Source organism: Actinophytocola sp., from assembly GCF_036555685.1.
Taxonomy (GTDB): domain Bacteria; phylum Actinomycetota; class Actinomycetes; order Mycobacteriales; family Pseudonocardiaceae; genus Actinophytocola.
This window is the reverse complement of sequence record NZ_DATBKY010000259.1, coordinates 1-25,094: the sequence shown is the minus strand read 5'-3', so window position 1 is coordinate 25,094 and position 25,094 is coordinate 1. Positions and strand designations below refer to the sequence as shown.

The window sequence follows — 25,094 nt, the reverse complement described above, 5'->3', positions numbered from 1 at the left end:
CTGTGGACGTACTCGGCGACGGCCTGGTCGAGGCGTTGCGGCTGCTGCTGACCGGCGACGAGGACACCTGGGCGATCACGGCGCTCACCCTGCGCGTCTCCCTCAGCGCCGCCCTGATCGCCTTCCTGCTCGGTGTCCCGGTCGGCGCGCTCATCGCCCTGCGCCGGTTCTGGGGGCGGCGGGTGCTGCACGCGGTCGCGAACACCGGCATGGGCATGCCACCGGTCGTGGTCGGGTTGTTCATCACCGTCCTGCTCTGGCGCAGCGGCCCGCTCGGTTCGCTCGGCCTCCTCTACACCCCGACCGCGATGGTGATCGCCCAGGCCGTGATCGCCACGCCGATCGTGATCGCGCTGACCGCCGCCGCGCTGCAGCAGGTCGACCCGGACTTCCTGCTGCAGATGCGTGGGCTCGGCGCCACCCGGCTGCGCGCGCTCGGCGCGCTGCTCGGTGAGGCGCGGCTGCCGCTGCTGGCGGCCGGCATGGCGGGGTTCGGTGCCGTGGTCAGCGAGGTCGGCGCGGCGCAGATGGTCGGCGGCAACCTCGCCGGCGAGACCCGGGTACTCACCACCGCCGCCGTGCTCGCCACCAGCCGTGGCCAGTTCGCGCTGGCGATCGCGTTCGGCCTGGTGCTGTTGGCGATCGCGTTCGCCGTCAACCTCGCGATCACCTTCGCCCAGCACCGGCAGGCGGCGAACCGGTGAGCGTGAGCGCGAACCGATGAGTATCGGCTGCCACGACCTGGTGGTCACCGCGGGTGGACGGGTGCTCGTCGCTGTACCGGCGCTGGAGGTCCCGGCCGGGGAGACCCTCGCCGTCCTCGGTCCCAACGGGGCCGGGAAGTCGACGCTGCTGCGCGCGCTGGCCCACCTGGGCTCGGCGTCCCGGTCCGGCACCGTGCTGCTCGACGGTCACCCCGCCGCCACCGCGGAGCTGCGGCGCGCGGTCGCCGCCGTACTGCAACGCCCGGTGCTGCAACGCGCGACCGTGCTCGACAACGCCGCCGCCGGCCTGCGGCTGCGCGGCGTGCGGGCACGCGAGGCACGCGACCGAGCCGCACCCTGGCTCGACGCGCTCGGCGTCGCGCACCTCGCCACCCGCCAGTCCCGCACCCTGTCCGGCGGCGAGGCGCAGCGGGTGGCCATCGCCCGGGCCCTCGCCGTCGCGCCACGAGTGCTGCTGCTCGACGAACCCTTCACCGGCCTCGACGCCACCACCCGGGCGGACCTGCTGGCCGACCTGCGCGCCGCGCTGGACCGGCAGCACGCCGCGGTCCTGCTCGTCACCCACGACCGCGAGGAAGCACGCGCGCTCGCGCAGCGCACGGCCCTGCTCGTGAACGGCGAGATCCGCCAGATCGGCACCACCGAGGACGTCCTCGACGCACCCGCCGACCTTGAGTGCGCCACCCTGCTCGGCTTCACCACGCAGCTACCGCCGGCCCTCACCGGCCGGGAGGTCACGCTGGTCGCCCGCCCCGAACGCTGCCGCCCACTCACCGACTCGACACCGCCCCCGGCCGACTCCGTCGTGATCGACGGTGTCCTGCGGCGGGTCGTCCCGCTCGGCGGCGCGACCCGCCTCGATGTGGACACCACGACCGGCCACGCCACCGCGGTCACCACCGCCGACGTCACCGCGACCGCCGGCAGCACGATCCGGCTCGCGATACCGAACGAGCATCTCCGGGAATGCGGGCGACCGGTCGCTCCGCAACATTTGCCGCGCAACACGTGAACCTGGAATCGACGCGCGCCGGCGTCGCCGTGCTCGACCGGCGACGACCCGCACAATGCGGAACACGAAAATTCGCCGCCATTGCCCGCAACGGAAAATTCCCATCCATTCCCGGGCCACACGGAATGACGAATCCGAGAAACGGAATTGGTCGTGCGGACGATTTCCGTTGTGTGCGCCACTGACGCAGGAGGCCGGCAGGGCGTTACCACTCGAACTCAGGAAGGGCACTCGCAATGAGCTCTGACAGGCAATTCACCGCGAACGGCCCGACGGAGATCGGGTTCCAGTGCAACGGCGCCAACATCGGCGTCGGCGGGTTCTTGGTGGGAAACAAGAACGGTGTTGTGGCGCGCTGCGGCAATGCGCTCGGCCAAAACGGCGCCGCGGTCCACGCACAGAACGACACACCCGACGCCAACGGTGTCATCGCGACCGCGCACATCGGTTCCAACGCGTTCGGTATCTGGGCCTCGTCCGCTAATGGTTTCGCGGGGCGCTTCGACGGGAGGGTGCACATCCGGGGCAAGCTGACATCGAGCGAGCCGAAGTCGGCCGCGGTCCGCGTCGCGGACGGCTCTCTTCGCCTTCTCTACGCCATCGAGAGCCCGGAGAGCTGGTTCGAGGACTTCGGCTTCGGTCGCCTCGAGAGCGGCTACGCCCGGATCGAGCTCGACGAGACGTTCGCCTCGGTGGTCGCCGACGGTCCGTATCACGTCTTTCTGACGCAGTACGACGGTGACGACGGCCTCTACGTGACCGAGCGGGACACGTCCGGCTTCGCCGTACGCTCGGCGCGCTCGGCTGACGCCGGGTGCGAGTTCAGCTATCGGGTGACCGCGAAACGCAAGGACGCGGCGCACCTGCGTTTCGAAGAGGCCGACGAGCCCACGGGGACCCTTCCGGAGCTGTCCGCGGTCCCGCCGGAGGACGCCGATTGACCGCACGCCCGGCGCCTGGTCGGGGCCGCATGCCGACGGCTCCACCGTGGTCGGCGTGACCGGCGGATCGCCATGACAAAATCGGCTGAGTGCAGATCAGGATGCTTGGACCGTTCGAGGTCCGCGCGGACGACGGCGCCCTCGCCGACGTGCCAGGCGCCCGGCTGCGCGGACTGCTGGCCGCCCTCGCGCTCGAACCGGGTCACGTGGTCCCGAAGGCGACGCTCGTCGACTGGATCTGGGGTGAACAGCCTCCCTCCGACGCCGCGAATGCCTTGCAACGCCTGGTTTCCCGGCTGCGGAAGGCGCTGCCGGAAGGGTCGGTGGAGGGCCAGCCGAACGGCTACCGGTTGCGGGTGGAACCCGACGCGGTCGACGCCGTGCGGTTCGAGCGCCTCGTCGCCCAGGCACGCGACGACGAGGATCCACAGGGGGTGCGGCGGCTGCGCGAGGCGCTCGCATTGTGGCGCGGCGCGGCCATGCAGGAAGTCGGCCTGCCGGACAGCGGGGCGTTCGACGCGGCGGTCACCCGGCTCGAAGGCCTGCGCCTGACGGCCATGGAGGACCGGTTCGACGCGGAGATCGGCCTCGGCCACGGTGCGGAGCTCGTCACCGAGCTGACCGACCTGGTGGCCGCGCACCCGGTCCGGGAACGGCTGGTCGCGGCGTTGATGCGGGCCCTGGTCGCGACCGGTCGCGACGCCGAGGCGCTGCTCGTCTACGAGCGCACGAGGGAAGCCCTGGCCGATGCGCTGGGCGTCGATCCGTCACCGGAACTGTCCGGGCTGCACCTCGCGCTGCTGCGGGGCGAGCTGGGACGCCGGGAGGAGAACCGGAAGACCAACCTGCGCGCCGAGCTGACCAGCTTCGTCGGCAAGGACGCCGACGTCGCCGCGGTCCGCGACCTCGTCACCGAACACCGGCTCACCACCCTGATCGGACCGGGCGGCTCGGGGAAGACCAGGCTGGCCACCGAAACCGCGCGCACGCTGCTCGGCGACCTGCCCGACGGAGCCTGGCTGGTCGAGCTCGCGCCGATCGGCGCCGACGGCGACGTGGCGCAGGCGACGCTCGCCGCGCTGCGGCTGCGGGACGCGCTGCTCGGCGACGCACCGGACGCGGAACCGACGGACCGGGTCATCGCCGCCATCCGCGAGCGGGCGATGTTGCTGATCCTGGACAACTGCGAGCACGTGATCGAGACCGCGGCGACGTTCACCCACCGGGTGCTCGGCGAGTGCCGGCGGCTGCGGATCCTCGCGACGAGCAGGGAACCCCTCGGCATCACCGGTGAGGCACTGTGGCCGGTCGCGCCGTTGGTGCTGCCCGCGGCGGACGCCGACCCGGCTGAGATCGCGTCCGCCCCGGCCGTCCGGCTGCTGGCCGACCGGGCCGGCGCGGTACGCAACGACCTGGCGGCCGACGCCCGCACGTTGCCGACCATGGCGCGCGTCTGCCGAGCGCTGGACGGGATGCCGCTGGCGATCGAGCTCGCGGCGGCCAGGTTGCGCACCATGTCCCTCGACCAGCTCGCCAACCGCCTCGACGACCGGTTCCGCCTGCTGACCGGCGGCAGCCGTACCGCGCTGCCGCGGCACCGGACGCTGCGCGCGGTGATCGACTGGAGCTGGGAGCTGCTCACCGACGCCGAACGCACCGTGCTGCGCAGGCTGTCGGTGTTCTCCGGGGGCGCGAGCCTGGAAGCGGCCGAGCGCGTGTGCGCTGGCGCCGGGGTCGAGGCGGACGACGTGCTCGAGCTGCTGACCGCGCTGACCGAGAAGTCGCTGGTCGTCAGCAAGGACGAGGGCGCGCCGCGCTACCGGATGCTGGGCACGATCAAGGAGTACGCCCAGCAGCGTCTCGCGGAGGCAGGCGAATCGGACCTGGCGCGCCACGCGCATCTGGCGTACTTCACCGATCTCGCGGAAACCGCGGACCCGCACCTTCGGCGCGCCGAGCAGCTGGCATGGCTCGCCAAGCTCGAGGTCGAGCACGACAACATCGGTGCCGCGATGCGCGGTGCGCTCGCGGCCGGCGATGCGAACGGGGCGATGCGGCTCGCCGGTGCCGCTGCCTGGTACTGGTGGCTCGGTGGACACAAGACCGAGGGCAACGAGCTGCTGATCGCGGCGACCGCCACGCCCGGCGAGGTGGCCGACGAGATCGGCGCCAAGGCGTACGAGTTCCTCTCGGTGTTCATGACCTCCGGGCGGACCGACGCGAGCCAGGCGGCGGAGTGGATCCGCAGGGCGTACGAACTCAGCCGGCGCATCGAGAGCCGCGACCCGCTGCTGGGGTTCGTCGACGCGCTGGAACGCCTGCTGCACGGGCCGGGCACCTTCCTGTCCGCCTTCGAACCGCTGCTCGACGAGAAGGACCCCTGGGTACGCGCCGTCGCGCGGCTGCAACTGGGCAAGCAGCGGATCCTGCTCGGCCAGGACCTGGAGACCGCGGACGCCTACCTGGAGACCGCGCTCGCCGAGTTCCGCGCGATCGGCGAGCGGTGGGGGATCTCGTTCGCCCTGACGGAGGTGGCGAACCGGATCGCCGTGCGCGGTGAGTTCGCCGGCGCGTGCGAGCTCTACGAGCAGGCGATCACGGTCGTCACCGAGGTCGGCGCCGTCGAGGACGTCCTGTGGATGCGGGCCCGGCAGGCCCAGTTGTACTGGCTGCTGGGCGATACGGACGCCAGCGTGGCCGCCATGGCCGAGGCGCAGCGGGTCGCGGAACGAGTCGCCTGGCCGAACGCGCTGGCCGAGCTGGCGCTGGCGAAGGCGGAGCTCGCGCGCTGGAGCGGCGACGCCGAGCAGGCGCACCGGCAGCTCGACCTCGCGACACCGCTGCTGGGCGACAACGCCAAGCAGGAAACCGTCCGCGCGATGGTCCAGGACCTGCTCGGCTACCTCGCCGAGGACCTCGCCGAGGCCCGCGAACACCGCACCGCGGCCGTCCAGGCCGCTGCCGAGACGGGGTTCGCGCCCACGATCGCGCAGGTGCTGGTCGGGATCGCGGACCAGGCATTGCGCGGCGAGGAGTACGAGCAGGCCGCGCGGCTGCTCGCGGCAAGCGCCGGCGTGCGTGGCCTGGCGGATCGTTCCCATCCGGACGCGGTCCGCATCGAAGGGGCCGTACGGCGCCGCCTCGGCGACGCACGGTTCGACGAGGTGGCCGCGGAGGGGACACGGACCAGCTGGGACCGGCTGGTCGAGGTCACGCTCGCCACCTGAACTTCACCCCCGCGCGGCCGTGACCAGGCAGCACGCCGTGTCAGGGCCGGTGTCAGGGCCGGTGTCAGGTCGGGGGCAGGGCGGTGTCAGGACGGCCGCGCATGTTGGCGTCATGACAAGTTCAGCGATTACGGCATCGGGCCTTAAGAAGGCCTACCACGACAAAGTCGTGCTCGACGGCATCGACCTGGATGTGCGTGCGGGCACGATCTTCTCCCTGCTCGGCCCGAACGGGGCGGGCAAGACGACGACCGTGAACGTGCTGACCACGTTGCTCAAGATGGACAGCGGGACGGCGCGTGTCGCCGGCTACGACGTGGCGACCGAGACCAGGAAGGTCCGCTCGGCCATCGGCGTCACCGGCCAGTTCGCCTCCGTGGACGAACTGCTGACCGGCCGCGAGAACCTGCAGCTGATGGTGGACCTGCACCACCTCAAGGGCGGCGAGGGCAAGACCGTCGTCGAGCACCTGCTGCGGCGCTTCGACCTCGCGGAGTCGGCCGACAAGCAGACGTCGACCTACTCCGGCGGCATGCGCCGCAAGCTGGACCTGGCGATGACCCTGGTCAGCCGGCCCCAGATCATCTTCCTGGACGAGCCGACCACCGGCCTGGACCCGCGCAGCCGCCGCACGATGTGGAACATCGTCCGCGAGCTGGTGGCCGACGGCATGACCATCTTCCTCACCACCCAGTACCTCGACGAAGCCGACCAGCTCGCCGACAAGATCGCCGTGCTCGACCAGGGCCGGCTGGTCGCGGAAGGCACGCCCGAGCAGCTCAAGCGCCAGATCCCCGGCGGCCACGTGCAGCTGCGGTTCGCCGGCGCCGCACAGCTCGGCGCCGCGCTCCGCGTGCTGACCGACGCCACCCCGGACGAGGAGAGCCTGCTCCTGCGCGTGCCCAGCGACGGCAGCGTCAAGGCGCTGCACGCCCTGTTGGACCGGCTCGCCGAGTACGCCATCGACGTCGAGGAGTTCACCGTGCAGATGCCGGACCTCGACGACGTCTTCCTTTCACTCACCGGTCGCTCGAGCGCCACAGCCGAGCCCAAGACGGAGGTCATCACCAAATGAGCAGCGATTCGGCGATCATGCTTCGCCGCAACTTCAAGCACACCGTGCGCAACCCGGTCACGGTTTTCAACGCGATCTTCATGCCGATCATCATGATGCTGATGTTCGTGTACGTCTTCGGCGCCGCGTTCGACGTCGGTGGCGGCGACTACATCGACTACGCCACCCCGGGCATGCTGATGCTGGCCATCGTCTACGGCCTCAGCGCCACCGCCGTCTCCGTCAGCTCCGACATGACCAAAGGCATCATCAACCGCTTCAAGGTCATGGACGTCTCCCGTGGGGCCGTGCTGACCGGGCACGTCGTGTCCACCGTGGTGCGCACCGCGGGCGCCGCCGCCGCGATCATCGGGGTGGCGTTCCTGTTCGGCTTCAGTCCCAGCGGGTCCTTCTTGGACTGGCTCGCGGTCGTCGGCCTGCTCCTGCTGGTGATCCTCGCGGTCAGCTGGCTCACCGTCGCCTTCGGCCTGGCCGCGAAGACCGTGGAGTCCGCGGGTTTCTTCGCCGTGCCGCTGATCATGCTGCCGTTCTTCAGCAGCGCGATCGTCCCCGCCGACAAGATGGGCCCCGGGATCCGGGAGTTCGCCACGTACCAGCCCTTCACGCCGATCATCGAGTCCATCCGCGGGTTCCTCGCCGGCGCACCGGACACCGGCCAGACCCTGGCCGCGATCGCCTGGTCACTCGGCATCGCCGTGGTCGGCTACGTCTGGGCCCGCTCGAAGTTCGACAAGCGGGCCTGACCGCTCGCCGATCACCACAAGTCAAGGGGAGTTCGTCATGGTTACATTCGCAACGCCTGAGCCGATCACGGCCACGTTGACCACCGGAGGTGCCCGAGTCCGGATCGCCGCAAGCGAGCGGCCGGACACGGTGGTGCTCGTCGAGCCGATCAACCGCGCGAGCAAGTCGGACGTGCGGGTGGCTGACCGCACCAAGGTCGGCTTCGCCGACGGCGAGCTGTCGATCGAGACGATCAAGGCGGGCGACAAGAAGGGTTCCGTCGCCATCACGGTCGAGCTGCCGGCCGGCTCCAGGCTGGTCCTCAACACGGCATGGACGGACGTGCACGCCGACGGCCGGTTCGGCGACTGCGCGCTGGACGTGGCATCGGGGCAGGTCCGCCTCGACCGGATCGCCGCGCTGCGCGGGCGCCTCGGCGCCGGCGAGGTCGAGGTTGGGCACGTCGCCGGGATCGCCGACATCGAAGGCGGCGCGGGCGGGCTGCAGATCGGCGAGATCGGGGGCACCGTCAGGTACGAGGGCTCGACCGGCACGGTCTGGATCGGCCACGCCAGGTCCGACGTCGAGCTCACCGGCGCCGGCGGCAGTTTCGACATCGACCGCGCCGAGGGCAGCGTCATCGCCAAGGCGGCCGGCTGTCCCATCCGGATCGGCCGGCTGACCCGCGGCCAGGCGGAGCTGATGAACGCCTCCGGGGGCATCGAGATCGGCATCGGCGAGGACACCGCCGCCTGGGTGGACGCCAAGAGTACGAAAGGGACGGTGCGCAACTTCCTGCCGGTAGAGGAGAACGCCGACGATCTGGACAACCAGGTCAAGGTGTACGCCCGCACGCGGCTCGACGACATCGTCATCCGGCGCGCGGCGAGCTGAGCCGCATGCGGTGGCGCCACCACGGCGCCACCGCAGCACCACCGCAGCCGGCCGGTTCGAGCGCCGCCGCCTATGTGGAGTTCGCACCGTTAGCGCCGGACACCCGCTTTTCTTAGGTAAACTAATTTGCTCACATCCAGTCACAGAGCAGCTGCCCGCCAAGTCGGGCAAAGGCGGGCAATTGCCCGAACTTGGTTGGTTTCTTTCCTTCTCTGACGGCTAACTCTGTGACGATCCGTCACATTTGCCGACGTCGGCCACTTGACCGGGTGGCCGACGTCCTTCCATCGGGCAGTTCGCCGCCCTAGGGTCTCCGGCCGTTCACAGGCTTCGAGAAGGGATCTCTTGTGCGACGAGGCTTCATGGTGTTCGCCTCCCTCGCCGCGGTCGGTGGCCTCGCGTGGGCGGTGCCGGCGATCGCGTCGACCGACGGCCGGGCGACCATCCCGAGATCGCATTCGGACTGGGCCACGGCCCACAGCAAGGTCGCGGACACCGATCCGCAGTCACGACTGTCGTTCCGGGTCTTCCTGAAGATGCGCGATCAGGCCGGCGCCGAGGCGCTCGCCAAGGCCGTGTCCGACCCGCAAAGCCCGTCGTTCCGCAAGTTCCTGAGCCCGGCTCAGGTCCGGGACCGGTTCGCCCCGACCCAGCAGGCCGTCGGCTCGGTGCGCCAGTGGCTGTCCGGCGAGGGCTTCCGCATCGGTGACGTTCCCGCCAACCGGGCGTACATCACCGCCAGCGGCACCGCAGACCAGGTGCAGCAGGCGTTCGGCGTGGAGCTCGGCCAGTACAAGGTCGGCGGCAAGACGCTGCGTGCCGCGGACAAGAACCTGAGCATCCCGTCCAACCTGGCCGGTGACGTGTTCGGGGTATCAGGGGTCGACCAGAGCACCGCCATGGTCCGGCCGAACCACGAGACCGGCACCAGCGGCAAGCCCGCCCCCGCCGCCACCGCCCACAGCAAGGCCAAGCCCGGCGACGTGCCGCCCGGACCCGGCTTCCGCAACGCCGGTCCCTGCAGCGCCTACTACGGCGAGAAGACCGACACCACCGACCCGGCGTTCGACGGCAAGCAGCGCCCGTACGCGCCGTGCGGGTACAAGCCGGACCAGCTGCGTTCCGCGTACGGCATCGACGGGACCGTTCAGTCCGGTGTGGACGGACGCGGCACCACGGTCGCGATCCTGGACGCGTTCGGCTCCCCCACCATCGTCAACGACGCCACGACCTACGCGAAGCGCAACGACCCGCGCCACCCGCTGCGCCAGGCGCAGTTCAGCCAGAAGGTGTACCCGCCCACCCCGGAGCTCGAGCCGCCGGACCAGTGCGACGCGGCCGGCTGGTACGGCGAGGAGACCCTGGACGTCGAGGCCGTGCACGCCATGGCACCCGGCGCGAACATCTACTTCGTCGGCGCGTCGGACTGCCTCGACTCGTCCATCGACGTGGCGCTGAACGACATCGTCGCCAACCGCTCGGCCGACATGGTGTCCAACTCCTACGGCGACGCCGGTGAGGACATCCCGGCCGAGGAGGTGCAGGCATTCACCCAGATCGCGACGCAGGCCGCGCTCGAGGGCATCGGCCTGTACTTCTCCTCCGGTGACAGCGGTGACGAGGCCGCCAACCTCGGCCAGCCGTCGCCGGACTTCTCCGCGTCCTCGCCGTGGGTCACCGCGGTCGGCGGCACCTCGATGGCGGTGGACGCCACGGGCAAGCGCCAGTTCGAGACCGGTTGGGAGACCGGCAAGAGCACGCTGACCGACGGCGGCTACCCGGAGCCGGCCTTCAACGGCGGCGCCGGCGGCGGCACCAGCCGGCTGTTCAGGGAACCCTTCTACCAGAAGGGAATCGTGCCGGACGCGCTCGCCCGGCAGAACCAGACCGGCGGCAACCGCGGCCGGGTGGTGCCGGACGTTTCGGCGCTGGCCGACCCGAACACCGGCTTCCTGATCGGGCAGACCCAGACGTTCAGCGACGGCGTCTACTACGACCAGTTCCGCATCGGCGGGACAAGCCTCGCGTGCCCGCTGATGGCCGGCATCGTCGCGGTGGCCGACGATCTGGACGACGTGCACCACGGCTTCATCAACCCGGTCATCTACCAGATCACCTCGCACACCGGGTCGATCAACGACGTGAAGCACGTGGACGCGGCGGTCGAACGGGTCGACTTCGCGAACTCGGAGAACGCCGACGACGGCCTCATCGTGTCGGCGCGGACGCTGGACTACGGCGGCCTGACCATCCACACCAAGCGCGGCTACGACAACGTGACCGGCGTCGGCTCGCCCGGCGGACGCTCGTTCCTTCGGTTGCTCTGACCGGTCCGTCGACCGCACCCTGACCGCGGGCCCCGGCGCACACCAGCGCCGGGGCCCGCGCAACACCCGGGTGCCGCCCGAAGCCAGTGACGTCGCCGGCCACCGCGTCGCTCATGGCTGAACGGCGCGACACCGGGTGGCGCTGGGCCGGCGGCGTGCAGTCGTCAGCGGAACGTCACGCGGGTCGCTTCCCGCTTGCCTTGGGCGAAGCCGGCACGGGCGGCGGGGACGCGGGTCGCCGGATCCATCTGGTTGGTGCCCATCGCGGCTCGGGAGTCGGCGTCCGGCGTGATCACCTCGACGTGGCTGCCCTGCTCGCGCAGGGCCGCGACCTGGCTTGGCAGGTCCGTGCCCCATTCCGGTTCCCTGCGCAGGCCCTCGAACTGGCCCGCTCGCGGTGGCGCCTGGCTTCGGCCGCCGAAGGGCGAGAGCACCACGACGTTCGCATGGCCGGCGGCCAGGTCGGCGTTGTCGGTGGAGCGCACGCCGCCGTTGATGTAGTGGGTGCCGTTGATGCGGTGCGTGGGACCACCGGGCAGCGCGGTGCTCGCGGTCACCGCGTCCACCAGGTCGACGCCGGACTCGCGGTCGAACGCGGCCAGCTCGCCCGTATGCGCGTCGACGGCCACCACGATCATCGGCCGGTCCGGCCATTCGGCGCGAGGCAACCTGGCGGCGACCACCGCACGCCGCTGTTGCGCCGCCTCGGGTGCGAGTTTCGCGTTGCTCTCCAACCCGAACGCGCCCATCGCACGTCGTAGCTCTGCTGCCGACGTGGCGGCGGCGCCGATGGCCCTCATGCGCTCGAAGACGGTGGACATGGGCAGGGCCATCGGCAGGGCCATCGGCGGAGACGCCGGCCGGGACGCCGGCCGTTCCCGGTGCTGGCCGACCGGCCGAACCGGCTCGGACAGCACCGAGGCCAGCAGTTCGGCCGGCGGTATGCCGCTGCGCACGTGCGCCGCGGCGGTGGCACCGGACGAGGTGCCGACCACCAGATCGGCGGCCTCCGCCAGATCGACGCCGGCTTCGGCCAGTCCCGCGATGACACCGATCGCCCAGGCATTTCCGGCAGCCCCACCACCACCGATCACCAGGGCAACGTCGTGCCCCATCAGTGGGTGCGACCTCCGTCGCATCGAGTCGGGCGTGCCGGATCGGGTTTCGTCCCCGGTCACGGGCAGCGGTTCAGGAAATTGCGACATGTCTTGGTCCCTTTCCGGGCATCCGCGATGCGGGTGCTCGAGGACCGGTGACGGCGAAGCGCTAGCGGCTCCAGCGTGAGGGGGTGAGCACCCGACTGTGAACGAAGATCGGACTCACCTCCTTGGCTCGTGCGCTGTGGCAGCGCTCCCGAACGAACTCGGGGCGAACGATAGCCGGGTAAGCGGCTCCGCCGCAAAGCGGTTGTCGCCGCGATGGAAGTTGAGCTGCCGGCTCCCCCGATGTCCACGGCGGCCGGATCGCTCGCGCGGAGCCGGTCTCGGACGCCCTCGGCGCACCCAGGAGCAGGGGTGGCTCAGTCTCGCCGCGGGTCGCCGAAGTTGAACCTGCTGTCTGTTCCGTCGCCTGGCGGCCGATCGATCTCGTCGCCGCGAAGGCGCGGATCGAAGTTGGCGTCGTCCTGGAAGAACGCCTTCACCTTGACGATCCGGGAAGCGAGGTACTCGTCCACGCTCGTCGGCCGGGCCACCTCTGCCACGGCCGGCGGGAGGATGACCGTCAGGGAGTCGGCGGTGTTCTCGACGAACCGTATCGTCGTGTTCTCGCCGACCTCGACGGTGATGCCCAGCTCGGCCATCACGCTGCGCGGGTCGGCGATCAGCCGAGCCCGGTACTCGGGGTCTGCCATCGCGATTGCGGCCAGCACGAACAGGCCCTTGTCCTCGTACCGCGGATCCAGTTCCCACATGGTGATCCGCCAGTCCTGCAAACGGCGCTGCGCGTCCGCCGAGAGTGTCGTGACATCAGGAGGCATGAGAGTTTCCTTCCACTGTGTGGTCCGCTATTACGAGTAGCCCCTCGCGGATGAGCCGCGACACCAGGTCGGTCTTCGCCGTCGCGGGAAAGTCGCCGATGGCCGGCAGCTCGCCGATCCGGAAATGCTCGTGGTCGGCGACGAAGCGCAACGCGTCCTCGAGGAACAGCGGGCCGGACACGAAGTTTCCGTCGAACTCGATGGTGACCTCGGACGCGTCTGTCCGGATCCGCCTGGGCATGACCCGCGTCCATCGGACGAGCGACTTCTCGGTGAGCCGGGCTATGCCGTCGAGTGAGCGGATATGCCCGCCCGGCGCGGCCTTGCCGCCGTTGACCAACCTCGCACTCAGGTTCTCCCGGGCACGCCGGACCAAGGACTCGTCGGTCAGTGCGCGGGCGAACCGGTCGCCGAGCCCGGTGAGAGTGTGCGGATCGATCTCGTGGTCGAGGAATCCCGGGGGCAGGGCAGTCCGGAACCGGGAGTCCTCGTCGGCGGCCAGCCGCAGTGCCTCCGCCATCAGGTCCACCCAGCAGAAGGCGTGGATGCCGACGGTGAGATGCAGTGACGACGTGCTGGTCGACACCGCGCGGTGCGCGTGCCCGCGCGGGATGTAGAGCGAGTCGCCGGGCTCGATCGTCAGGGTGCGAAGGACCGTGTCCTCGGGTGGGCGCCTGCCGTTCTCCGTGGCAAGCGGCATTCGTCGAACGGGCTCGGCGACATGCCATTCCTTCGTGCCGTGCAACTGGAGGATGAAGACGTCGTGGGTGTCGACGTGCAGGTCGAATCCTTGCGCGTTGCGGGGCGTCAGGTAGAGGTTCACGCCGACCGGATGATGTAGCTCGGCCTCCACGGCGCGCGACAGGTTCGCCACCTTCGACGAGCGGCGGTGCAGCGCGTTGAGAACGATCGTGTAGCCCTCGTGGTACGCGCGGTAGACGTCCTGGATGTCCGGCACACCCGCCGCCGTCATCACGACTTCGCGTTCCGAGACACGGCCTTCGCCGGTGCGCACCAACCCGTCTCCGGCCCACCGCCGGCTGTTCTCGCCACCTCCGAAGATCCGCAGCCCGGCCGTCGTCGCGGTGATCAACTCGTCGACGTCGTCGAGACCGGGCAGATCCTCGAAATAGGCCGGCTGAGACCTGCCGATCAGCAGCGGCTCCTTCTCCCAAGCCGTCCGAAGGAATTCCTCCGCGGTGATCGGATGCAGCAACCGATCGAGCCCCAGGGAATGTCCGCGCACGGGATCGATATCAGCGTGAACCCGAACCACCGCTCCGCCTCTCCCCAACGCCGAGAATCCCCGTCAACATCAATCGGCCCGCCCAGCCGAACAGGAACTCCGCGTACCCGAAAACACAGGTCAGTGACCTAACTTTCGTCGCTTCGCCCGCTTTGATCGTTACGATCTGACTTGTCCGGCCAGGACTGATTCACACGGCGATATCCGGTTTGGTTTCTCACTTCCGAAAGGGACGATCGGCAGCCGGCATCGGTGTACGAAAACTTGTCGCCGTCGCGGTTCCCAACACGGATGTCACCGGAAGAAGCGCACATTGGACGGGTGCGAAGACCTGCTCTCGTCGGGCTGGCCGTAGCGAACCTCGCGGTAGTCGCCTGGTTCCTGCTGTCGTTCCGGCGGGGTGGCGTCAGCGGCTACGTCTACCGCATCGACCTCGACGTCTACCGGATCGGCGCCACGGTGTGGCGGCACCGTGGCCAGCTCTATGGCCAGCTGCCCGCACCGCGCTACGGCAGGCACCACCTGCCGTTCACCTACCCGCCCATCGCCGCCATCGTGTTCGTGCCGTTCGCGCTCATACCCTTCGGGCTGGCCAGCGCCACGATCACGGTTCTCACGATCGCGGCGCTGGCACTGGTCCTGGCCGTGACACTGCGCTCGCTCGACGTGCCGCCACACCGGCACCTGGTCTGGGCGTTGCTGCCCGCGACCCTGCTCCTGGAACCGGTCCGCTCGACCCTGCACTACGGCCAGATCAACGTCCTGCTGATGGCGCTCGTCGTGCTGGACTGCCTGACCCGCACACCACGCTGGCCCCGCGGCGTGCTGCTCGGACTCGCCGCGGCGATCAAGCTCACGCCGGCTGCGTTCGTCCTGTTCTTCCTGATCCGCGGCGACCGCAGGGCAGCGCTCACCGCCGCACTGTCGTTCCTGTGCGTGACAGGCGTCGGGTTCCTGCTCGCCTGGCGTGACTCCGTGCGGTACTGGACGGCGACCGCCTTCGACACGCGCCGGATCGGCGGCATCACCTTCGCCTCGGACCAGTCGATCAAGGCCCTGCTGGTGCGCCTCGGCCTCGGTCCGGGCGCGTTGTGGCTCGTGCTCGCGGTCGCGCTGGTCGGCATGGCCGCCATCGGCATGCGCCGGGCCTTCGCCGCCCGGCGGCCGACCTGGGCACTGGGCCTCAACGCCTTCGGCGCGCTACCGGCCTCGCCCATCTCGTGGTCGCACCACTGGGTCTGGGCCGCGCCGATCCTCCTCACCGCCGGCGTCGATGCCTGGCGCACCCGGGCCCGCGCCGCGATCGCCGGTGCCGCGGGCGGCACGCTCCTGTTCATCCTGTCCCCGCACTGGTGGTGGCACAGCACCGACCCGTGGACCACGTGGCGCCTGCTGACCGGCGACGCCTACCTGTTCGCCGCGGTCGCGGTCGTCGCCCACGCCGCCGTCAGGCCCTCCGGGCCGGTCCACGTCGCCGCCACCACGTCGAAGCTCACCCGGTCGGGGCAGCACCGACAGCCCGGAGCACGTGGCGGGCATTGGCGGAGATGATCGGGTTGGTGTGGCGGTAGTACGGGAGCTGGATGGCGGCCATGGACAGCGCCCAGCCGCGCCCGCGCGCCCACGTGGCGTCGTCGGCGCCCACCGCGTCGCGGAAGAGTGCCGTCGCCGCGGGGGTCAGCAGGTTCCAGGCGGGAATGAGATCGCAGGCCGGGTCGCCGACGCCGGCGGTCGCGAAGTCGAGGACGGCGGTCAGCCTGCCGTCGGTGACGAGCAGGTTGCTGGGCATGAGGTCGGAGTGAACCCAGCGGGGCGGCCCGGTCCAGGCGGGGGCCGCGAGCGCGTCCGACCACACGGCGATGGCCGCGTCGGCGTCGAAAGGCTCGTCGGTGTGCCGTAGCTCGTCGATCGCGGCCCGGGTGGACCGGTCGACCGTGGCGAGCGAGCCGCCTCGGTAGGCGGTGGGGCTGCCGGGCAGGCTCACCCGGCGCATGGCGATGACGAAGGCAGCCAGATCGCGGGCCAGCTGCTCGGGCGCGGCGAGGCGGCCTTCGACCGGCGTGGTGCCGGCGATCCACTCGTGCACCGCCCACGCCCAGGGGTAGCCGTCGGCCGGTTCGCCGGCGGCCACCACGGTCGGGATCCTGACCGGCAGCACGGGGGCGAGCCGCGGGAGCCACCGCCGCTCCCACTCCAGATCGTCGACGCCGTGGGTGGTGAGCGGGAGCCGGACCGACAGCGCGTCGCCGAGCCGGTAGACCGCGTTGACGGTCCCGCCGGAGGCGATGCGCTCGATCGGCAGGTCCGCCCACTGCGGGAACTGGCCGCGCAGCAGGCGGCGGACGAGCTCGGCGTCGGTGTGCGCCTCGTCGGCATGCATCTTCATCACGGGCACCCGATCATCAACGCCTCGTCAGGGGCAAGCCGATTCCGGCCGTCGAAGACGTGCTCGAACAGAGCCGCCACAGAGGACCAGGGCCAGCAGGATGATCGACAGCGTGATCCAGATTTGTGCCAATGCGACACGCTCCCGTTGGTCGCGCGGTCTGTCTTCCGAAAGGCCGGCTTTCTAGTAGCCCAGCGCGGCGCCCTCACCCCGCGGATCGGCGCCCCCTTCGTGGAAACCGCGGTCGCGATCGACGCGGATCGCTTCCATCGGCGCGGCCCGCGGAGCGCGCCACCGCAAGGGGACCAGAAACACGAGCGACGCGACGATCGGCAGAGTTGCCGGCAGAACGTCGACGGGGACCTGCGCCGTCTCCATGCGCCCCTCCGCAAGCCAGACGTGAACGCCTGGCGCCGCTCGTCGCGAGCAGCGCACACCACGCAGTCGCCCGGCGTGCCGATGGCCGCGCAACAGTGCCCGACGGGCGCGAGCTACGCCGGCGACTCTGCTCCCGGCCCGTCCGGCGGAACTTCACCCGAACCGGGTGAGTTCGGCTTCCCGCGGACGGCTCGGCGTGCGCGGGCGCGGAGTGCGACGGTTCGGGGGCCCACTCCGCGAGAAACGACGGAGACGCGACACCGGCGTCTCCGTCGTGCTTGTTCGTCTTGTCTGTGTTTGTCGTCGTTTTGTCTTCGTTCGGAGGTTGTCAGCGTTTGAAGGCGTCCTTGACCTTCTCGGCCGCCTGCTTCAGGTTTCCCTTCGTCTGGTCGGTTTCGCCTTCGGCCTCGAGCCGCTCGTCGTCAGTGGCGCGACCGACCGCTTCCTTGGCCTTGCCCTTCAACTCGTCGGCCTTCGCCTCGAACTTGTCGTCGTTACCCATGCGCTCACTCCGCTCTGTCGGCGCTGTCGTGCTCGCCGCTCGGGCTGCCCCGCCGCCACCCGATGCAAACCTCTCCGTTCGACACCGTCGCCGCCGCCGATGTGGCCGGGTGCGCATCCTGCCCGCGGCCCGGGCCAGGTCGACGTGCTCGAACCCACCGGCCGGTGAGCCGGCCCGCTTCCCCCGGCGAGCGATTCGATCGGGTGCCCGGGTGGGTGATGTGACGGACGTTAATTTGACTCATTCCAGAAAGCATCTAAGGTTCGTCGGGTGACGTCCGACTTCGAGGCGCAGCTTCGGGCGATCTCGTTGCGTGTGACCCGGCCTCGCCTGGCGGTGCTCACCGCGCTGCGTGACCACCCGCATGTCGACACCCGCACGGTGATCGCGCTGGCGCGGGACGAGTTCCCCGCGGTGTCGCACCAGGCGGTCTACGACGTGCTGCAGGCGCTCACCGAGTCCCGCCTGGTGCGGCGCATCCAGCCGGCCGGCGCGACCGCCCGCTACGAGATGCGGGTCGGCGACAACCACCACCATGTCGTGTGCCGCTCCTGCGGTGCGATCGCGGACGTCGACTGCGCCGCCGGAACCGCCCCCTGTCTCACCGCCTCGGACGACCACGGTTACGTGATCGACGAGGCGGAGGTCGTCTACTGGGGCGCCTGCCCCGACTGCGCGGCCGCACGCACCACCGATAGTCCGCCAGCACGGAAGGAAGCAGATGAGCGACCCAAGCACAACTCCCCCCGCCAGCGCGCAGGGCGTGGACGAGAAGGCGGCGGCCGGCTGCCCGGTCGCGCACGACTCCGTGACCGCGCACGGTAGCGAGAGCGAGAACCCGGCGATCGACTCGCCGGCGTCGGCGACGAGCGGCCGACCGCGCACCACCCGGGACTGGTGGCCCAACCAGCTCGACCTCTCGGCGTTGCGCGCGCACTCGTCGAAGAGCAACCCGCTCGGCGAGGACTTCAGCTACGCCAAGGAGTTCGCCAAGCTCGACGTGGAGGCCCTCAAGCAGGACATCGTCGAGGTGCTCACCACGTCCCAGGACTGGTGGCCCGCCGACTTCGGCCACTACGGCGGCCTCATGATCCGGATGAGCTGGCACGCCGCGGGCACCTACCGCATCCACGACGGCCGCGGCGGGGCCGGCGACGGCGGTCAGCGCTTCGCCCCCCTCAACAGCTGGCCCGACAACGCCAACCTGGACAAGGCGCGCCGGCTGCTGTGGCCGGTCAAGGAGAAGTACGGTCAGAAGATCTCCTGGGCCGACCTGCTCGTGCTGGCCGGCAACGTCGCGATGGAGTCGATGGGCTTCAAGACCTTCGGTTTCGGCTTCGGCCGCGAGGACATCTGGGAGCCCGAGGAGATCTTCTGGGGCCCGGAGGACGACTGGCTGGGCGACGCGCGCTACGCCGGTGACACGGAGATGGTGCCCGAGCTCGGCGCGACCGAGATGGGCCTCATCTACGTCAACCCCGAAGGACCCCGCGGCAACGCGGACTTCATGGCCGCGGCCCACTTCATCCGGGAGACCTTCGCCCGGATGGCGATGAACGACGAGGAGACCGTCGCGCTGATCGCCGGCGGCCACACCTTCGGCAAGACCCACGGCGCCGGCATCGCCGACGACCACGTGGGCCCCGAGCCCGAAGGTGCCCCGCTGGAGTCGCAGGGCCTCGGCTGGCTCAGCACGCACGGCAGCGGCAAGGGCGCCGACACGATCACCAGCGGTCTCGAGGTGACCTGGACCGACCGGCCGACCGAGTGGAGCAACCGCTTCTTCGAGATCCTCTTCGGCTACGAGTGGGAGCTGACCACGAGCCCCGGCGGCGGCAAGCAGTACGTCGCCAAGGACGCGCCGGAGATCGTCCCGGACCCGTTCGACCCGGCCAGGAAGCACAAGCCGACCATGCTCACCACCGACCTGGCGCTGCGCTTCGACCCGACGTACGGGCCGATCTCGCGCCGCTTCATGGAGAACCCGGACGAGTTCGCGCTCGCGTTCGCCAAGGCCTGGTACAAGCTGCTGCACCGCGACATGGGCCCGGTCAGCCGCTTCCTGGGACCGTGGGTCGCCGAGGCACAGCTGTGGCAGGACCCGGTGCCGGCCGTCGACCACGAGCTCGTGGGTGACGCCGACATCGCCGCCCTCAAGGCGAAGGTCCTCGACTCCGGGCTCACCACCACCCAGCTCGTCTCGACGGCCTGGGCCGCGGCCGCGAGCTTCCGGTCCACCGACAAGCGCGGTGGCGCCAACGGTGCCCGCATCCGCCTCGAGCCGCAGCGCGGCTGGGAGGTCAACCAGCCCGAGGAGCTCCCGAAGGTCCTGGATGCCCTCGAGGGCATCCAGCGGGAGTTCAACGAGGCCGGCGGCGCGCGGATCTCGCTCGCCGACCTGATCGTGCTGGCCGGCTCGGCCGCTGTCGAGAAGGCGGCGCGCGACGCGGGCGTCGAGGTGACCGTGCCGTTCCGCCCGGGCCGCACCGACGCCACCCAGGAGCAGACCGACGTCGACTCGTTCGCGGTCCTCGAGCCGCGCGCCGACGGGTTCCGCAACTACGTGCGTTCCGGCGAGAAGCTGCAGCCGGAGGTGCTGCTGGTCGACCGCGCGTACATGCTCAACCTGACCGTGCCCGAGATGACCGTCCTCGTCGGCGGCCTGCGCGCCCTCGGGGCCAACCACGGCGGCACCCGGCACGGTGTCCTCACCGACCGGCCCGGCGTGCTCAGCGCCGACTTCTTCACCAACCTGCTCTCGCCGGGTACCCGGTGGAAGGTGTCGGAGTCCGAGGAGAACGTCTACGAGATCCGCGACTCGGCGACCGACGAGGTGCGGTGGACCGCCACCGCGGTCGACCTCGTCTTCGGCTCCAACTCCCAGCTGCGCGCCCTCGCCGAGGTCTACGCCAGCCAGGACGCCCGCGAGAAGTTCGTTGGCGATTTCGTCGCGGCCTGGACCAAGGTCATGGAGCTCGACCGCTTCGACCTCGCCTGATCCCGCCTCACCGACGAGCCCGGCCATCCACCGTGATCGGCCGGGCTCGTTTGCGCAGGTAGAAGTATCGCCGTGGGTCGCGGTGGGTCAGGAGCTCAGGTGCAGCCGGTCCCAGCTCAGGCCGTCGCGGGAGAACATGATCTGCTGCTCGGGCCTCGACGCCGACACGTAGCCGGCGCCGGCCCAGTACGCGAAGCCGTGGTAGCGCTTGGCCGTCTCGGTGAACGTGTGGCCGTGGTCGCGGCTGACCAGCGTGCGGCCGGCGGAGCTGGTGGTCAGCAGCGTGCCGTCGGCGGCGGCGACCAGCGAGTCCATCGTCCGCAGGGGCGCGCGGCCGCGGGTACGCCGCCACGTCGCGCCGCCGTCGCCGCTGTGGAAGATCGCGATCATGGCGTAGTCGCCGCCGGTCTCCGCCTTGTCGTAGGCGTACAGGTCGTCGCCGTAGCCGACCACCGCCCACGAGTCGCTGAGATCCTCGCGCGGTGCCATCAGCGATGACACCGTCCAACTGCGACCGTCGTCGTCGCTGACCGCCACCGCCCACTTCCGGGTACGCGGCTCGATCCCGACGATCCACCACTGGTTTCCGGCCAGGGGCATCGGGCCCGGGTAGGACTGCCGCAACGGTGGTGCCGACGCGAGTCGCGCGGACTCCCCCGTACCCGGCAGCACGACCGACGGCTCGGCCTCGGTGCACGGGTCGGCGCCGCCGAAGCAGGCCGGCACGAGTGCCGCGCCGGGTGGGATCTCGGACAGCGTGCGCCGCGGCTCGGTGGACACCGGCCGCCAGGTCTGCCCGCCGTCGGAGGTGTGCACGCGATACGTCTCGTCGCCCGGCGGGCTGACCGGGTACCAGTCGACCGCGACCTCCTCCGGCCCGAGCACGATGAGCCCGCCCATCATCGAGACCGCCACGGCGGGCTTGCGTACCGGTCGCGAGGTCCAGCTCCTGCCGTCGTCCGAGGCGAGCAGCTCGAGGTCGCAGTCGGACGACGGGCAGTTCGCGCGCAGCGCGAAGGCATGGTTCTCGTCGGCGAACTGCACGTCGAAGACGAACCGCTGGCCCGGGGCCGGCGGGGGCGTCCACGCGGTCGACGGGGGCGGCGCCGCGGGCGGGGTCGCGGCCTGCCCGACACGCAGCAGCGGCACGGCCACCGCCAGGACGACGACGGCGACCGCCGCCACGGCCAGCATCCGCCTGCGGGCCGTGCGCTGCCCAGCGCGGTCGTGCACCCAGCGCACGACCGGCTGCCGCACGCTCACCCAGGAAACCGCACCGGCTCCGCCGACCTCGGCCTCGATAGTCTCAACCGGACGATCCACAATGGACGCAATGGTGGCCGGGGGCAGCCCGGCGAGGCGGTGCAGCCGGATCGCCTCGGCCGCCCCGTCGGTCGCCGGCGGCCGGTATGGCAGTGCCCGCCACCGCTGCCGCCTGCGGGCGCGCCGCACGACCTGCGCCCGCACCCACTCCAGCGGGCTCTCCTCCTGCGCGAGCCGGACGCGCCGCCCGTAGGCGACGGCCAGCGCGTCCCGGGTCACCGCCTCCGCCTCGGCCAGGTCCTCGAGCAACGCGTACGCGGTGAGCAGCAGCTCCCGGTAGCCGCCGGCATAGAGCCGGCCGAACCAGTCCTCCCCAGCGCTCACGACGCCAGGCTCCTACGCCGGGGCGGCAACGCACAACCTCGAACCCCGGAGCGGACGGCTCGTCCGCGGCGGTGAGCCCCTCGCGGGGCCACGGAGTGGCTCATCACCTCCTGTTTAGCTATAGTGCTATGTAGCTAGATAAATGGAGGTGCTCGTGATCGAGTTTCACCTGGACGGCAGGTCCGGCCTCTCGCCGTACCAGCAGCTGGTCCAACAGGTGCGGCACGCGCTGCGGCTCGGCCTGCTCGACGAGGGCGACCAGCTGCCGAAGGTCAAGGACGTGGTCGCGGACCTCGCGATCAACCCGAACACCGTGCTCAAGGCCTACCGCGAACTGGAGCACGACGGCCTCGTCGCGGCCCGGCCGGGGGTGGGGACCTTCGTGACGGCAACGCTGAACGGCGCCTCCCCGGCGGTGCTCGGGCCGCTGCGGCAGGACCTGCGCCGCTGGCTGTCCAAGGCGCGCCGGGCCGGCCTCGACGAGGAGAGCATCGAGGCCCTGCTGATGTCCACGTTTCGCGACTCCGCAAGAGAGGACATAGCGTGACCGTCCTGCGTGCCCAGGGACTGGGCAAGAGGTACAAGCGCAAGTGGGCGCTGACCGGCTGCACGCTCGAGATCGAGCCCGGTCACGTCACGGGGCTCGTCGGACCGAACGGCGCGGGCAAGTCGACGCTGCTGAACATCGCGTCCGGCATGCTCCAGCCGACCACCGGCACGATCGAGGTGTGCGGCGGCGTGCCGGGCAGCGGTCCGGCGCAGCTGGCCAGGGTCGGCTACGTCGCGCAGAACGCGCCCGTCTACCGCGGGCTCACCGTCGAGGAACACCTGCGGCTCGGTGCCCGGCTCAACCCGGCCTGGGACGACGACCTGGCGCACGAGCGCGCCGAGCGGATCGGGCTGGACCCGACGCAGCACGCCGGCAAGCTCTCCGGCGGCCAGCGCGCCCAGCTCGCGCTCACGATCGGCATCGCCAAGCGGCCCGAGCTGCTGCTGTTCGACGAGCCGGTCGCCGCGCTCGATCCGCTCGCGCGCCGGGAGTTCCTGGCGGACCTCATGGAGGCCGTCGCCGCGCACGGGCTGTCCGTGGTCATGTCGTCCCACCTCGTCACCGACCTGGAACGGGTCTGCGACCAGCTGATCGTGCTGGTGGACTCCGAGGTGCGGATCGCGGGTGACGTCGAGGAGCTGCTCGCCACGCACCACCGGCTGACCGGACCACGCCGCGACGTCGACGCGCTGCCGTCCGACCAGCGCGTCATCTCCGCGCGCCACACCGACCGGCAGACGACCGTCGTCGTCCGCACCGAGGCGCCGATCCTCGATCCCACGTGGACGGTCAGCCAGCTGTCGCTCGAGGACGTCGTCCTCGAGTACATGAGCAATCCGGTCACCACCCGCCCCGCCCTGGAGGTCCTGCGATGATCTGGCTGACCTGGCGCCAGTTCCGCGTGCCCGCGCTGTCGGTGTTCGCCGGCCTGGTCGTGATCGGGGTGATCCTCGCGATCACCGGGCCGAAGCTGGTGGGCCGCACCGACCTCACCGACCAGGACCTGCTGTACGGCGGCACCATTCTGGCGCTGTACGTGCTGCCGGCGGTCGTCGGCGTGTTCTGGGGCGTGCCGCTGATCACGCGCGAGCTTGAGTCCGGAACGCACAGTCTCGTGTGGAACCAGACCGTCACGCGCAAGCGGTGGCTCTCGACCAAGCTCGGGGTCGGCGTGCTGGCCGCGATGGTGGCGGCGGGCCTGCTGAGCCTGGCCGTCACGTGGTGGGCCAGCCCGATCGACGCGATGGCGAGCGCCGGCACGGACCGCCCCATGCTGAACCGGATGTCGCCGGTGGTGTTCGCCGCGCGGGGCATCGTGCCCATCGGGTACGCGGCGTTCGCGTTCGTCCTCGGCGTCGCGGTCGGCATCGCACTGCGCCGCACGGTGGCCGCCATGGCGGTGACGCTCGTCGTGTTCGCCGCGGTGATGCTGGCGGTCCCGTTCCTGGTGCGCCCGTATGTGCTGCCCGCGCTGGACGAGAACGTCTCGATCACGCCCACGAACGTCATGGGGATCCGGGGGAACGAACAGGGCGTGATCGAGAGCATCTCGGTCCGCGAGCCCGCCGGCGGGTGGGTGCTGGCCAACGAGACCCTCGACCCGTCGGGCAACCCGGTGTCCCCGCTGCCCGCGTTCGTCCAGGGCTGCGTGCCCAGGCCGGACCGCAGCGCGCCGCCGCCGGACCGGGGGTCGATCGGCGAGTGCATGGCGCGGCTGGGAGAGCACGGGTACACGCAGCACGTGGCGTACCAGCCGGGCTACCGGTTCTGGCCGCTGCAGTGGCTCGAGCTGGCTTTCTTCCTGGCGCTGTCCACATTGCTCACGTGGTACTGCTTCCGGCGCCTGCGTCAGCTGTCCTGATCCCGCTGCCGCGGGAGGTCGTCTCCGCCCGCTGGATCACGGATTTCCTCACCCCGCCGGCGGCCACGCTCGACACCGACGCCGTTGCGCCCGAGCGGCCGGGGGAGGAAAGTGGTTGGCCGTGGCCGGCGCGCTGACTCCCGTCGACATCCTTCTCGTCGAGGATGACGACGGCGACGTGTGGTTCACCAGGGACACCTTCGACTACTACAAGGTCGGCAACACACTGCACGTGGTGCGCGACGGTGTGGCGGCGTTGCGGTTCCTGCGAAACGAGCCGCCGTACTCCGACGCGCCGCGGCCGGGCGTGATCCTCCTGGACCTGGACCTTCCCAAGCTGGACGGCCGCGCGGTGCTGGCCGAGATCACCGCGGACGAGCGGCTGCGAGACATCCCCGTCGTCATCCTCACCTCCTCCCAGGACGAGGCCGACCTGGTGCGCAGCGTGATTCTGGGCGCGAGCTCCTACATCACCAAGCCGGTCGACTTCGACCGGCTCGTCGACATCGTCAAGAGGCTCGACGACTTCTACCTCACGGTGATCCGCGCCCACACCGACTGACACCACGCGGCGAAACGGGACGTCGCCGGGCGCGTGCCGGGTGGTCGGTGGACCACCCGGCA

At 70.7% G+C, this 25,094-nt stretch carries 20 protein-coding genes and 2 pseudogenes; 15 read left to right on the top strand and 7 right to left on the bottom strand.

Translation table 11 applies throughout. The features are described 5' to 3' along the window. Positions 1-2 precede the first annotated feature (2 nt). The 8 genes and pseudogenes from VH969_RS25960 to VH969_RS25925 all read left to right on the top strand — a co-directional run bounded on the left by VH969_RS25960 (position 3) and on the right by VH969_RS25925 (position 10,924). Positions 3-704 carry a TupB family ABC transporter permease gene (locus tag VH969_RS25960; protein WP_331978760.1) on the top strand — a complete coding sequence of 234 codons (702 nt, stop codon included), beginning with the start codon at positions 3-5 and terminating at the stop codon, positions 702-704. 43 nt (positions 705-747) lie between these two features. Continuing rightward, positions 748-1,737, top strand: a pseudogene (locus tag VH969_RS25955) (ABC transporter ATP-binding protein); the annotation flags it as partial. A gap of 347 nt (positions 1,738-2,084) precedes the next feature. Next, complete coding sequence (locus tag VH969_RS25950; RefSeq protein WP_331978756.1) at positions 2,085-2,678, top strand: hypothetical protein; 594 nt, start codon at positions 2,085-2,087, stop codon at positions 2,676-2,678. An 89-nt stretch (positions 2,679-2,767) separates the two neighbouring features. Further along, positions 2,768-5,905, top strand: coding sequence for an ATP-binding protein (locus tag VH969_RS25945; RefSeq protein ID WP_331978754.1), 3,138 nt, complete (start codon positions 2,768-2,770; stop codon positions 5,903-5,905). A 112-nt stretch (positions 5,906-6,017) separates the two neighbouring features. Next, positions 6,018-6,980 (top strand): efflux ABC transporter ATPase subunit, DrrA-related, encoded by a 963-nt coding sequence (locus VH969_RS25940; RefSeq protein ID WP_331978752.1) that lies wholly within the window; start codon positions 6,018-6,020, stop codon positions 6,978-6,980. Further along, entirely contained in the window at positions 6,977-7,723 is a 747-nt protein-coding gene (locus VH969_RS25935; protein ID WP_331978750.1) for an ABC transporter permease, read from the top strand. Before VH969_RS25940 ends, VH969_RS25935 begins: the two co-directional genes overlap by 4 nt. A gap of 37 nt (positions 7,724-7,760) precedes the next feature. Next, entirely contained in the window at positions 7,761-8,597 is an 837-nt protein-coding gene (locus tag VH969_RS25930) for a DUF4097 family beta strand repeat-containing protein (protein ID WP_331978748.1), read from the top strand. A 362-nt stretch (positions 8,598-8,959) separates the two neighbouring features. Further along, a complete protein-coding gene (locus tag VH969_RS25925) occupies positions 8,960-10,924 on the top strand; it encodes a S53 family peptidase (RefSeq protein ID WP_331978746.1) in 1,965 nt (654 codons plus the stop codon). 164 nt (positions 10,925-11,088) lie between these two features. On the opposite strand, the gene VH969_RS25920 is transcribed toward VH969_RS25925, so the two are convergent. From VH969_RS25920 to VH969_RS25910, 3 genes are all read right to left on the bottom strand, one after another. Further along, positions 11,089-12,039 carry a patatin-like phospholipase family protein gene (locus tag VH969_RS25920; RefSeq protein WP_331978744.1) on the bottom strand — a complete coding sequence of 317 codons (951 nt, stop codon included), beginning with the start codon at positions 12,037-12,039 and terminating at the stop codon, positions 11,089-11,091. A 404-nt stretch (positions 12,040-12,443) separates the two neighbouring features. Next, positions 12,444-12,902, bottom strand: coding sequence for a nitrile hydratase subunit alpha (locus VH969_RS25915; protein WP_331978742.1), 459 nt, complete (start codon positions 12,900-12,902; stop codon positions 12,444-12,446). Next, positions 12,892-14,148 (bottom strand): cupin domain-containing protein, encoded by a 1,257-nt coding sequence (locus VH969_RS25910; protein WP_331978740.1) that lies wholly within the window; start codon positions 14,146-14,148, stop codon positions 12,892-12,894. Before VH969_RS25910 ends, VH969_RS25915 begins: the two co-directional genes overlap by 11 nt. A gap of 321 nt (positions 14,149-14,469) precedes the next feature. Between VH969_RS25910 and VH969_RS25905 the strand changes: the two genes are divergently transcribed. After that, entirely contained in the window at positions 14,470-15,699 is a 1,230-nt protein-coding gene (locus VH969_RS25905) for a glycosyltransferase 87 family protein (protein WP_331978738.1), read from the top strand. Here the strand turns inward: VH969_RS25905 and VH969_RS25900 are convergent. The 3 genes from VH969_RS25900 to VH969_RS25890 all read right to left on the bottom strand — a co-directional run bounded on the left by VH969_RS25900 (position 15,641) and on the right by VH969_RS25890 (position 17,414). After that, complete coding sequence (locus VH969_RS25900; protein WP_414638622.1) at positions 15,641-16,534, bottom strand: aminoglycoside phosphotransferase family protein; 894 nt, start codon at positions 16,532-16,534, stop codon at positions 15,641-15,643. The two genes, VH969_RS25905 and VH969_RS25900, sit on opposite strands and share 59 nt — an antisense overlap. A gap of 183 nt (positions 16,535-16,717) precedes the next feature. Then, entirely contained in the window at positions 16,718-16,912 is a 195-nt protein-coding gene (locus tag VH969_RS25895) for a hypothetical protein (protein WP_331978734.1), read from the bottom strand. A gap of 328 nt (positions 16,913-17,240) precedes the next feature. Beyond that, a complete protein-coding gene (locus VH969_RS25890) occupies positions 17,241-17,414 on the bottom strand; it encodes a CsbD family protein (RefSeq protein ID WP_331978732.1) in 174 nt (57 codons plus the stop codon). 270 nt (positions 17,415-17,684) lie between these two features. On the opposite strand from VH969_RS25890, the pseudogene VH969_RS25885 reads away from it, so the two are divergent. Together VH969_RS25885 and katG are read left to right on the top strand one after the other, a co-directional pair. After that, a pseudogene (locus VH969_RS25885) lies at positions 17,685-18,119 on the top strand (Fur family transcriptional regulator); the annotation flags it as partial. A 16-nt stretch (positions 18,120-18,135) separates the two neighbouring features. Then, positions 18,136-20,412 (top strand): catalase/peroxidase HPI, encoded by a 2,277-nt coding sequence (gene katG / locus VH969_RS25880; RefSeq protein WP_331978730.1) that lies wholly within the window; start codon positions 18,136-18,138, stop codon positions 20,410-20,412. 87 nt (positions 20,413-20,499) lie between these two features. Here the strand turns inward: katG and VH969_RS25875 are convergent, their stop codons facing one another. Further along, a complete protein-coding gene (locus VH969_RS25875; RefSeq protein WP_331978728.1) occupies positions 20,500-22,059 on the bottom strand; it encodes a sialidase family protein in 1,560 nt (519 codons plus the stop codon). 154 nt (positions 22,060-22,213) lie between these two features. Here VH969_RS25875 and VH969_RS25870 point away from each other — a divergent pair, with 154 nt between their 5' ends. From VH969_RS25870 to VH969_RS25855, 4 genes are all read left to right on the top strand, one after another. Continuing rightward, a complete protein-coding gene (locus VH969_RS25870; RefSeq protein ID WP_331978726.1) occupies positions 22,214-22,606 on the top strand; it encodes a GntR family transcriptional regulator in 393 nt (130 codons plus the stop codon). Next, the gene (locus VH969_RS25865; protein WP_331978724.1) at positions 22,603-23,484 is read left to right on the top strand and encodes an ABC transporter ATP-binding protein; all 882 of its coding nucleotides are present in this window, start codon (positions 22,603-22,605) and stop codon (positions 23,482-23,484) included. The genes VH969_RS25870 and VH969_RS25865 overlap by 4 nt, the downstream gene beginning before the upstream one ends. Then, positions 23,481-24,470 (top strand): ABC-2 membrane transporter-related protein, encoded by a 990-nt coding sequence (locus VH969_RS25860; protein ID WP_331978722.1) that lies wholly within the window; start codon positions 23,481-23,483, stop codon positions 24,468-24,470. The genes VH969_RS25865 and VH969_RS25860 overlap by 4 nt, the downstream gene beginning before the upstream one ends. A gap of 121 nt (positions 24,471-24,591) precedes the next feature. Continuing rightward, positions 24,592-25,032, top strand: a complete 441-nt coding sequence (locus VH969_RS25855) for a response regulator (RefSeq protein ID WP_331978720.1) — start codon at positions 24,592-24,594, stop codon at positions 25,030-25,032. The last annotated feature ends 62 nt before the right edge of the window (positions 25,033-25,094 follow it).